Below are 11,406 nucleotides of genomic sequence, written 5' to 3'. Positions count from 1 at the left end.
AAAACTTCGCGGGTTTTTATTATGTTTGGTTAGCGCCGAACTTTTCTTCCCAAACCAACAGCATTTTTCATTCGTTGAAGTGTTTTGTTGGCTACCAGGCGAGCGTTTTCTGCGCCCTCATCTAAAATCATATCTAATTCTTCTGAAGCTAGAAGCTCTTGGTAGCGCACTTGAATAGGTTCTAATAAGGCAACTACTGCTTCTGCTAAATCTGCTTTGAAGTCTCCATAGCCTTTGCCTTCGTATGCTTGAACAAGTTCCTCAACAGTTTGACCTGTCGCAGCAGAATAAATATTTAGTAAGTTAGTAATGCCAGGCTTTTCTTCTTTATTATATTCAATTACACCAGTTGAATCAGTTACGGCAGAGCGGATTTTTTTGCGAATCACTGCTGGCTCATCAAGCATTGAAATAAAGCCCTTCACATTTGTATCGGACTTACTCATCTTTTTCGTTGGTTCCTGTAAGCTCATAATTCGACTACCTTGCTCAGCGATTTTTACTTCAGGCATCGTTAAAATTTCTTGATTTTTTTGGGCGTAACGTTTGTTGAAGCGTTCCACAAAATCACGTGTTAATTCTAAATGTTGTTTTTGATCATCTCCAACTGGCACTAAGTCAGCGTTGTACAACACGATATCACCAACCATTAATGGAGGGTATGTTAAAAGACCAGCGCTTACGCCAGCACGACCATTTTTTTGCGATTTATCTTTAAATTGTGTCATTCGTTCTAACTCACCAATAGAAGTATTGCACTGAATGATCCAACCAGCTTCTGCATGGGCACTCACTTCAGACTGTATGAAAATTGTTGCTTTTTGTGGGTCTAAACCAACCGCTAGGTAAAGAGCTGCTAAGCTACGAATTTGCTGGCGTAGCTTTTGCGGTTCTTGGGGAACGGTAATGGCATGTTCATCCACAATACAAAAATAACAATTGTATTCATTTTGTAATTCGATAAATTGTTTCATCGCACCAATGTAATTTCCGATTGTCGGAGTACCACTGGGCTGAATACCAGAAAAAATTGTTTTCATTAAATAACCACCTGACTTTAGACTTAAGATAGTGAATAGTTCTATTATACATTTTATTAGAAAAAAATACATGGGAACTTCTTGAAAAATCACCAAGAGAAGTAAATTATAACAGCAACCATAAAAATAGAAAACTGTATTACTTTTTTACAGAATCATAACGAATATCCATAAAATTTCATAAAAATTAACCCTAATTTTACACGGATGTAATGAAGGGAAAATAAACAAAGTTAATAAAAAATGTTTAAAAACCCCTAGTATTTTTATTAGAAATTAGGTATACTGGTTTTAAATAGAGGAACAGTACAGTTCCCTGTTTCAGAAACGCGATGATTCGCGAAAAGGAGTGATGCACAATGTTGACACTTTATACTTCCCCAAGTTGCACGTCATGTCGTAAGGCTAGAGCCTGGTTGCAAGAGCACGAAATTCCTTTTAAAGAAAGAAATATTTTTTCTGAACCTTTAAATATTGAGGAATTAAAAGCAATTTTAATCATGACAGAAGATGGAACAGAAGAGATTATCTCTACTCGCTCTAAAGTTTTCCAAAAATTAAATATGGATTTGGACGAGCTTCCACTTCAAGATTTATTAGAGTTGGTTCAAGAAAACCCTGGATTGTTGCGTCGGCCAATTATGATTGATGAGAAAAGATTACAAGTCGGTTTTAACGAAGATGAAATTCGCCGATTCTTACCAAGAGATGTTCGACAACTGGAATTGCGCCAAGCACAATTAATGGCAGGTTTATAAAAAATATAAAATTTTGTTCTTTATTTGTTAATTGTAATAAAGAACGATTCATATGAATTTAGGGCCAGGGATTTTTATCTCTGGCTTTTTAATACATATTTAGAACTTGTATTCATTTGATTTGGCAGAACGTGGTCAAGGAAAAATAGTATCTTTTTTGGAGAGACTGCGTTAAGATGAAGAGGTAGAAGGAGCGAAAAACCAATCGTTAAAAAAGTTCAAAGTTTATAAAACGTTCGCTAGTTTTCGAGGATTTACAGACTTTCCACTTTACTTTTGTGTAGTTTTCGCTACAATGAACGTAAGAAGTTTCCTGATTGAAGCAAAGAGAGGTGTAGCGCTATGGAAATGGAACATATTAATGAAAATACGATTCGTGTGTTAATTGGCAACGAAGACCTGGCGGATAGAGGGATTACTTTTCTTGACTTACTAGGAAACCACAAAGATGTTGAAAATTTCTTTTATAGTATTTTAGAAGAAGTTGATGTCGAAGATGAATTCCAAGGTAGTGAAGCAGTCACTTTCCAAGTCTTGCCTAAAAATGATGGCTTAGAACTGTTTATTAGTAAAAATGTCGCTATGGACGACTTGTCTTCCTTAGAAGGTCTGAGCGAAGTCAATGCAGATGTTAGCGAATTAATTCGCAAACAAATTGAAGCAGACAAAGCAGCCGCCGATGAACTTGACGAGATGGAAGTCACAGATGAAACAAACAGAAATGTAATCTTTGAATTAGATAATTTTGAAGCGATGATCCAATTATCCAAAGAAGTCTTCATGCAATCTGTTTTGACTAACTTATACACGTACAACGATCGTTATTACTTACAAGTTTTGTTCTTAACCGATGAATTAGAAAAAACAAATGTTGACAATGAAATTGCACAGATTTTAGAATTTGCTCATAAAACAACTGTCACTCAGGATACTTTAGTCGAATATGGCACTTGTATTATGGAACGCAGTGCATTGGAATTAACACGTTATTACTTTAATGATTAAGCAAAAAAGCAAAAACTTTCGAGTTTTTGCTTTTTTTTGATGAAAATTAAGAAACTTTGCGTAGTTTATTTATGAGAGGTGAAAATCATGTTAACAGCTTTAACGGCAGACAACCAAGAATTATTTTCTTTAATCGATTGCTCGATTGATGAATTAACACAGATACGAAGCGAACAAGCTTTTGTGTGTCCAATGTGTCATCAATCGGTCATTTTGAAGGCAGGCCCCATTAAAATACCCCATTTTGCTCATCGTAAAAAGAATAGTTGTTGGTACGAAGCAGAAGCTGAAACAGAAGAACACCTCCGCTTGAAGCAGCTTTTTGCGGAAAAGTGTTTACGCGAAAAGCTGTCCTTTCAAGTTGAGGCATACTTACCCACCTTGAAGCAACGCCCAGATTTACTCATTGGGAAGATAGCCATTGAAATTCAATGTAGTCCATTGCCGATTAAACGTTTGGTGGAACGGACGGAGACTTATCAAGCTCATGGCTATCAAGTTGTTTGGATTTTAGGTGAACGATTAGTGCCTAAAGACAAGCTCACGCAATTAACGAAACAATTCCTTTACTTTTCGGAGTCCTTGGGATTTTATTTATGGACGGCCAATAAGAAGCAAGAACGAATAGAGTTACTTTGTCATATTGAAGAGAGTCAATGTCAACAATTTTATAGAAGAAAACAATCATGGGATTTTTACGAAAAAAAATTACTAGAAATCTTCCGACTACCGACCGCTAATTTAAATTTACTGCCAGATAGACGGCATACTGGTCAATTGATGCATGATTATTATCAAAAATTGACGCAACAACTTGGTTACAGAAATGCTCAGTTGCTTAGAACACAGAGCTTTTTATATACGAAAGGTTGTCACCTTCTCCAGTTACCTCCTTGGTTTTACTATCCTGGATTGAAGCTATTACCTTCTTCTGAAGAAGATATTCATTTAAAAATGCTTGTTTGGGAAGCACTAAAAACCAAAGAAGGGTGTTTAGTGACCAAACAGGAACTATGGCGTATCTTGGAAGCTATTTTTTTGGAAGAAGGGAACTTTGTTTGGCAGCCACTGCCGAATATTGGCTTAAAAAAGCTTTTTAAAATTGTGGGAAATAACTTACTGAGATGGTTACAAGAATGTTATGTGTTAATTAAAGTAAACAATAAGTACCTAATAACTAGTATTTTCCTAAGAGAAGATCCTGAAAAGCTCATTCATTGGCTAAAAAAAGTGAAAAAACAACATTTTTTTAGTCACACGTGTTAAATTATGATAGTATAATGAGTAAAACGTTTCTTAAAGGAGAGTAAACTATGAGCGAAATTAAACAATTACCAACACGTGATGAAGTTCCAACTCCATTGACTTGGGATTTAACCAAAATTTTTAAAGATGATGCTGCTTTTGATGTTGCGTATAATCAGTTGACAGAAGAGCTAAATCAAGCAGAATCATTTAAAGGTACCTTAGGGAATGGTGCAGAAGCTTTTCTAGCTGCGTTAGAATACGTTTTAGATGTCTATAGAAAAGTGGAAACATTATATGTCTATTCTCATTTAAAAAATGATCAAGACACTACAAATACAGCTTACCAAGCTTTATATGCCAGAGCTAGTTCTTTATATGCACAAGTTAGTGAAGCTGTTTCTTGGTTTGACCCAGAGGTTTTAACATTAAGTGATGAACAAATCTGGGGATATTTTGAAGAGCAGCCGAAATTAGCTGTTTATCGTCACTATATTCAAAATATTTTAGATGAACGTCCCCATGTTTTATCGATGGAACAAGAAGCTTTACTGGCGGGGGCTAGTGAAATTTTTGGTGCCTCAAGTAATACATTTTCAATTTTAAATAATGCAGACTTAGAATTTCCAACTGTGCAAAATGCTGAAGGCGAAACGATTCAACTTTCTCATGGCGTTTATGGTCAATTAATGGAAAGTGTCGATCCATCTGTTCGTGAAGCAGCATTTAAAGGGTTGTACAAAGTGTACAAACAATTTAGAAATACATTAGCCTCAACTTTAGGTGCACATGTTAAAACGCATAATTATAAAGCAAAAATTAGAAATTATGATTCTGCTCGGGCAGCCTCTTTAGCAAGTAATCATATCCCTGAAAGTGTTCACGAAACATTAGTAGCTATAGTAAATAAACATTTACCTTTGCTACATCGTTATGTAAAATTAAGAAAAAAATTATTAAACGTAGAAGAATTACACATGTACGACTTGTATGCGCCTTTGCTAGGTGAAGCACCAATTCGTTACAGCTATGAAGAAGCAAAAGAAAAAGCAATTGAGGCTTTAAAACCACTAGGTGAAGACTATTTATCTATTGTTAAAGAAGCTTTTTCAAGTCGTTGGATTGATGTGATTGAAAATCAAGGAAAACGAAGTGGCGCATATTCTTCAGGAGCTTATGACACAGCCCCATACATTTTAATGAATTGGCATGATAGTTTGGATCAACTATTTACATTAGTTCATGAGATGGGCCATAGTGTTCATAGTTACTATACAAGAAATAATCAGCCGTATGTTTATGGCGACTATTCAATTTTCTTAGCTGAGATTGCTTCAACCACAAATGAAAATATTTTAACAGAATATTTATTACAAACAGAAACAGATCCTAAAGTACGTGCGTATGTCTTAAATCACTATTTAGACGGCTTTAAGGGAACCATTTTCCGTCAAACGCAATTTGCGGAATTTGAACATTTTATTCACACGGAAGATGCTAAAGGCACGCCATTAACGAGTGAATATTTGAGTGAGTATTATGGCGAGCTCAATGCTAAATATTATGGACCAGAAGTAGTTAGAGACGAAGAAATCAGTTACGAATGGGCGAGAATTCCACATTTTTATTACAATTACTATGTTTATCAATATGCAACTGGCTTCTCAGCCGCTTCGGCATTGTCTAAACATATTTTAGCTGGAGAAGAAGGAGCTTTAGAGAAGTACCTTAACTACTTGAAAGCAGGAAGTAGTGACTTCCCAATTGAAGTGATGAAAAAAGCGGGCGTGGATATGACACAAGCCGCGTATATCGAAGATGCAATGAAAGTTTTTGAAGAACGTTTAACGGAATTAGAAGCTTTGGTTGAAAAATTATAGACAAAAAAAAAGTGGGCTATAAGTCGAAATGACTTATAGCCCACTTTTTAACTCTTAAGATAATCAGTTAACCGCTTTTCTCGCAGCATCTTTTTTATAATAAATGTAAATGTCCATTTGGAAAATGATAATTGGAGCGACGTTTAAATTCAAAGGTTGCGTCACCTTGGTCCAGCAACGGTTCGTTATGTGGATGGACACGACAAAGTTGTTTAATTTCATCCATGTTTTCAAAATTTTCGACTAAAATGCCGAAATCGTTCTCGCAAGTATAGTTGTAAACGACTGCGGTAGGATGTTGTTTAATCCCCATTTCTCGAGCAACTTTTTGGTCGGTTTGGAAAGATTCTTTGACAAAATCGGATTGTCGGTCTTTACGATACATATCAATATCCCCGCCGGCCGCTAGAAGTAGTTCTTCTGATAACTCAGGAGAGTAAGCTAGACCGTCTTCAGCTACTGCTTTTTGTAAGCCAATCAACAATTGTCGGCCTTTTTTTCGGCCTTGTAACTGTGCTGCTTTATAGTCAAGAGCGGCTGAGTATAAATCTTCAAAAATTCGATTCCGTCGTTTAATGTCATTAATCGGAATATGTTGACGACTCAAAAATTCATTGATCGTTTTCATGTTTAATAAAGGGATAAAGCGCAATTGTATTTTCTTCTTGTCGTTAACAGACAATTGTATAATTTCTTTTTCAATTTCTAAACAGACGCCGCCTAAAGGATTGACGAACAAATAAATTTCAACCATTCATACTTCCTCCAATGCCATGCTTTTTCAAATACAGGTGCCAGAACGTCAGTGCTTCGAATACTAAGGGGCAGTGGTCCGCATCATGCGTTGAATCTTGTTAGGTGCAAGCGTAATGGGAATGTTCAAATCAGCCATTAATGTTTGAAACGCTTGCTTGCCGCTTTCAGCTTCAGTAACTTCTAACTCTAATTCAAAATCGTGCTGTTGGTTATACCAACTTTCGTCTAACGCAAGTAGTCCTTGAGGAATTTGTTTTTCTGCACGTGCTGTTTTTAATGAACCAATTAAATGGATCGAGGCGATTTCAATACATAATTCTTGTAATTTCTTCGCCACAGCCCCCTCAGTAGGGAGGTGATTCCTTTTGATAAAGTGGTTCGCCGACTCAAGCGATAAAGGGTCATTGATTTCTAATAATCCTTCTGGCGCAGGAACTTTTAAGGTTAACTCACCACGATCTGCTAATACGCGAATTCTTAAGCCCATTCGTTGTGCTTTTAATTGAAAATCGTCCGTATCAAAATAATGATTTGTTTGCGTAAAAAAGTCCGTTTTTTGAATAGCAAAATGGTCGATTAATCGTTTGAAATCTTGCGGACTAACTAATGTTTTAAATTCAATTTCTAAGTGCTCACTCATGGGGTTCTCTCTCTTTCTTAAATCACTCCAATTTTCACATATTATATAGGTTTCCGTCAAGAAAAGTGGTCTTCTCTGTGAAAAATTTTTCTAATGAAAGGCGTTTGGAAATCAAATAGCGAATAACACCCTATTTTAGGGAGGACTGTGGTAAAATAATCAGTGAATGAAATTCAAGGAAATTGAGGGATCTACCATGGAACGAGAGTGGGAGCTGTTTTTAGCGCCATATGAACAGGCGGTCAGCGAATTAAAAGTAAAACTACGAGGTATTCGTAAACAATTTCGGGAGCAAGATAAACACATACCAATTGAATTCGTTACAGGACGTGTGAAACCAGTAGATAGTATTTTGACAAAGACGGCTATTCGGCATATTCCTTTAAATCGGATTGAAGAGGAAATGCAAGACATTGCTGGTTTGCGGATTATGTGCCAATTTGTGGAAGACATTTACCAGGTAGTCGCACTTTTAAGAAATCGTAAAGACTTAAAAATTGTGGAAGAACGGGACTACATTGAAAATAAAAAAGAAAGTGGCTATCGTTCGTACCATGTGGTAGTGGAATATCCTGTGCAATTAGTCACCGGGGAAAAGATTATTTTGGCCGAAATCCAAATTCGGACACTCTCCATGAATTTTTGGGCAACGATTGAACATTCTTTGAATTATAAATATCAAGGTGTCTTTCCTGAAGAAATGAAAGAACGCCTTCAGCGAGCGGCAGAGGCAGCCTATTTATTAGATGAAGAAATGTCATCTATTCGTGAAGAAATTCAAGAAGCACAACATTACTTCTCTCATGGCCGTGGATTGCTAGAAAACGAATACTATAAGCAAATTAAAAACGAAACACCAGAAAATCAGTAAAGGAGTCTGCTTATGAAAGTGGCGATTGTTCATAACTCGGAAGAAAAATCGAAACAAGTCACAAAACAACTGACAACACTATTAGAGCAAAACCAAATTCAAATAGACAATCGTCAACCTGAACTTGTGATTTCAGTCGGCGGAGATGGTACGCTTCTTTCCGCTTTTCATCGATTTAATCATCTGTTAAACGAAGTAAGTTTCTTAGGTGTACATACCGGACACTTGGGTTTCTATACAGATTGGCGTGATTATGAATTAAAAGAACTAGTTGAGAGTTTGTGTATTCATCGTGAAAAAAGTACGAGTTATCCATTATTAGATGTGCGGATTCGGTTTAGAGATGGGAAACCAGATAAACATTTTTTAGCATTAAATGAATCAACAATTAAACGAGGAAACCGGACGATGGTGGGCGATGTGTTTATTAAAGACGAACTGTTTGAACGATTTCGTGGTGATGGGTTGTCGATTTCGACCCCAACCGGCTCTACTGCGTATAATAAAAGTATTGGTGGAGCTGTTTTGCATCCTAGCATTAATGCGTTTCAGTTAACCGAAATCGCCTCCTTAAACAATCGTGTCTTTCGAACATTGGGGTCACCGATTGTAATCGCACATACGGAGTGGCTGGAGATTAAATTACAGGAAAGTGATGATTATTTTGTCACGGTGGACCAATTAGATATTTATCAAGAAAATATCGCTTCCGTCTGCTATCGAATTGCAGACGAACGGATTCATTTTGCCTCTTATCGGCACATGCATTTTTGGCATCGAGTGAAAGATGCCTTTATTGGTGAGGATTAATTAAACGATGGAATTTCAATGGACATACGACAAAGAAACAACACAACAAGTGAAATATTTTTTAAAGGAACAAGGCGTTTCAAAAGGGTTATTAGCTAAGGTGAAATTTCAGGGTGGTAAAATTCAAGTGAATGGGACCGTTCAAAATGCCATCTATCCTTTACAAACTGGCGATGTCGTTAAAATGACGATTCCAGATGAAGCGGAACATGAGACATTATTAACAGATGATGAACCGATTGAAATTGTGTTTGAAGATGATCATTTTTTAGTAGTTAATAAGCCTGCTGGCATTGCCTCGATACCTGCTCAGTATCATCCTTCAGGAACGATGGCGAATCGTGTTAAGGGCTATTACAAGCGTCAAAATTACGTGAATCAAGTTATTCATGTCGTGACTCGTTTAGATCGAGATACTTCTGGGCTGATGTTATTTGCGAAACACGGCTTTGCTCATGCTTTAATTGACCAAGAATTACGAGAAAAAAAAGTGACAAAAATTTATTATGCCCTTGTTGGTGGAGCGATTGAGCAGTTAAGCGAGCATCAATTGATTGAAAAGCCAATTGGGCGCGACTTGTCCTCTTTATTAAAACGCCAAGTTATCGAAACAGGTCAATTTGCTAGTACAGAATATTGGCTCGCAAAAAGAGGAGCCCAAGCAGCAGCTGTGCGCATTCAGCTCCATACAGGACGAACACATCAAATTCGGGTACATTTTGAAGCAATTGGCTGTTCATTGTTAGGGGATGAGATGTATCATGGAAAGATGGATCAAGGAATTGAGCGGCAAGCGTTGCATTGCATGGAACTAATTTTTACTCATCCTTTTACCAAAGAAACGGTTCATCTGATTTCCCCACTAGCGGAGGATATGAAAAGTGTAGATGATACGTTATAATAATAAAGAGGCAGGAGGGGAAAGTGTAAGATGAATGAAGGCCAAGAAATGGAAGAGCAATTTGCCCTTCTTTTAGAAACGCTAAAAAATCAACAAATGAACGAATTTCGTGAGCTATTTTTAGCGTTACACATTTATGAACAAGGACAATTTTACCAATCGTTAGATGAAAAAGACCGACAACATTTATACAATTACCTATCTCCGAAAGAACTAGCGGATATGTTTGATGTTATCGAAGAAGATAATGAGAATATGAAAGATTATTTAGCTGAAATGCGCCCAAGTTATGCAGCAGATATGTTAGCTGAGATGTATACCGATAATGCGGTGGATTTACTAAATATGTTAGATAAGAGTCAAAAGGCGAAATATCTTAGTTTGTTAAGTAGTGAAGAAGCAGGCGAAATTAAAGAGTTACTTCATTACGAAGATGAAACTGCTGGGGCGATTATGACCACCGAATTTGTTTCGATTGTGGCGAATCAAACAGTGCGTTCTGCGATGTACGTCTTAAAGAATCAAGCGGACATGGCGGAAACAATCTATTACGTTTACGTAGTCGACCAAGAAAATCATTTAGTCGGCGTTATTTCGTTGCGGGATTTAATTGTTAATGATGATGATACCTTGATTGCTGATATTTTGAATGAACGGGTTATTTCAGTTCATGTTGGCGATGACCAAGAAGATGTCGCGCAAACAATTCGTGACTATGACTTCTTAGCTGTGCCAGTTACAGATTATGATGATCATTTGTTGGGGATTGTAACAGTTGATGATATTATTGATGTTATCGATGATGAAGCCGCTAGCGACTACTCTGGTTTAGCCGGGGTCGACGTTGAAGAAGTTAGTGAGAACCCTTTAAAAGCCGCTTCTAAACGATTACCTTGGTTAATTACGCTATTGTTTTTAGGGATGTCTACGGCCTCGTTAATCAGTAATTATGAGTCGTTAGTTAGCGAAGCGAGTATTTTAGCCGTTTTTATTTCTTTAATTACCGGAACAGCCGGCAATGCCGGGACACAATCATTGGCGGTCGCGGTACGCCGTTTGGCTATGAAAGATGAAAAGGATAGTAATTTTGGTCGCTTAATCTTAAGTGAAGTACTCACGGGACTAGTGACGGGGGCTGTGACAGGTTTAACCATTATGATTGTGGTTGGCGTGTGGCAACATAATCTTCCGCTTGGATTTGTGATTGGGATGGCAATGCTCTGTGCAATTACTGTGGCGAATTTAGCAGGGAGTTTAATCCCAATGTTAATGGATAAATTAGGGTTTGATCCAGCAGTTGCCAGTGGCCCGTTTATTACTACCTTAAGTGATTTAACCAGTGTATTAATTTATTTCAATATTGCCAGCATGTTTATGCGTTATTTTGTTTAAAAAATTGCACTTATTTATCATGAGACTGAGGTAAAAGGATTCGTTGGTTTGCTTGAAATCAAAAAAGTGAGGTAGCCGTTAATACGACGGCTACCTCACTTTTTTAGA

The 11,406-nt window shown here is 37.0% G+C and carries 11 protein-coding genes; 8 read left to right on the top strand and 3 right to left on the bottom strand.

The genetic code is table 11. The annotated features are described in order from the left end of the window. Positions 1 to 29: 29 nt before the first annotated feature. On the bottom strand, positions 30 to 1,040 hold the full coding sequence (trpS, locus tag IGL90_RS10440; protein ID WP_002356476.1) for a tryptophan--tRNA ligase: 1,011 nt from the start codon (positions 1,038 to 1,040) through the stop codon (positions 30 to 32). A 359-nt stretch (positions 1,041 to 1,399) separates the two neighbouring features. Between trpS and spxA the strand changes: the two genes are divergently transcribed. The 4 genes from spxA (at position 1,400) to pepF (ending at position 5,928) form a co-directional block, all read left to right on the top strand. Further along, positions 1,400 to 1,798: a transcriptional regulator SpxA gene (gene spxA / locus IGL90_RS10435; RefSeq protein WP_002356477.1), complete on the top strand. Its 399-nt coding sequence runs from the start codon at positions 1,400 to 1,402 to the stop codon at positions 1,796 to 1,798. A gap of 342 nt (positions 1,799 to 2,140) precedes the next feature. Further along, positions 2,141 to 2,803: an adaptor protein MecA gene (locus IGL90_RS10430; RefSeq protein WP_048737912.1), complete on the top strand. Its 663-nt coding sequence runs from the start codon at positions 2,141 to 2,143 to the stop codon at positions 2,801 to 2,803. 87 nt (positions 2,804 to 2,890) lie between these two features. After that, on the top strand, positions 2,891 to 4,069 hold the full coding sequence (locus IGL90_RS10425) for a competence protein CoiA (RefSeq protein WP_048737914.1): 1,179 nt from the start codon (positions 2,891 to 2,893) through the stop codon (positions 4,067 to 4,069). A gap of 47 nt (positions 4,070 to 4,116) precedes the next feature. Next, positions 4,117 to 5,928 carry an oligoendopeptidase F gene (gene pepF, locus IGL90_RS10420; protein ID WP_048737916.1) on the top strand — a complete coding sequence of 604 codons (1,812 nt, stop codon included), beginning with the start codon at positions 4,117 to 4,119 and terminating at the stop codon, positions 5,926 to 5,928. Between the two features lie 94 nt (positions 5,929 to 6,022). On the opposite strand, the gene IGL90_RS10415 is transcribed toward pepF, so the two are convergent. Continuing rightward, positions 6,023 to 6,682, bottom strand: coding sequence for a ClpXP adapter SpxH family protein (locus IGL90_RS10415; protein WP_002356482.1), 660 nt, complete (start codon positions 6,680 to 6,682; stop codon positions 6,023 to 6,025). 63 nt (positions 6,683 to 6,745) lie between these two features. Further along, positions 6,746 to 7,324 (bottom strand): CYTH domain-containing protein, encoded by a 579-nt coding sequence (locus tag IGL90_RS10410; RefSeq protein ID WP_048737918.1) that lies wholly within the window; start codon positions 7,322 to 7,324, stop codon positions 6,746 to 6,748. A gap of 196 nt (positions 7,325 to 7,520) precedes the next feature. Between IGL90_RS10410 and IGL90_RS10405 the strand changes: the two genes are divergently transcribed. The 4 genes from IGL90_RS10405 to mgtE are packed head-to-tail and all read left to right on the top strand — an operon-like array spanning position 7,521 to position 11,298. Then, positions 7,521 to 8,195 carry a GTP pyrophosphokinase gene (locus IGL90_RS10405; protein ID WP_002356484.1) on the top strand — a complete coding sequence of 225 codons (675 nt, stop codon included), beginning with the start codon at positions 7,521 to 7,523 and terminating at the stop codon, positions 8,193 to 8,195. 12 nt (positions 8,196 to 8,207) lie between these two features. Then, positions 8,208 to 9,005, top strand: coding sequence for an NAD kinase (locus tag IGL90_RS10400; RefSeq protein WP_002356486.1), 798 nt, complete (start codon positions 8,208 to 8,210; stop codon positions 9,003 to 9,005). A gap of 7 nt (positions 9,006 to 9,012) precedes the next feature. Next, positions 9,013 to 9,906, top strand: a complete 894-nt coding sequence (locus IGL90_RS10395) for an RluA family pseudouridine synthase (protein ID WP_002356487.1) — start codon at positions 9,013 to 9,015, stop codon at positions 9,904 to 9,906. 30 nt (positions 9,907 to 9,936) lie between these two features. Next, positions 9,937 to 11,298: a magnesium transporter gene (mgtE, locus tag IGL90_RS10390; RefSeq protein ID WP_002362548.1), complete on the top strand. Its 1,362-nt coding sequence runs from the start codon at positions 9,937 to 9,939 to the stop codon at positions 11,296 to 11,298. Positions 11,299 to 11,406 lie beyond the last annotated feature (108 nt).

The organism is Enterococcus sp. DIV1307a, from assembly GCF_050537425.1.
In the GTDB taxonomy this organism is placed as follows: Bacteria; Bacillota; Bacilli; order Lactobacillales; family Enterococcaceae; genus Enterococcus; species Enterococcus faecalis.
The sequence above is the reverse complement of the archived record's forward strand: the minus strand, read 5'-3'. Positions and strand labels throughout refer to the sequence as shown.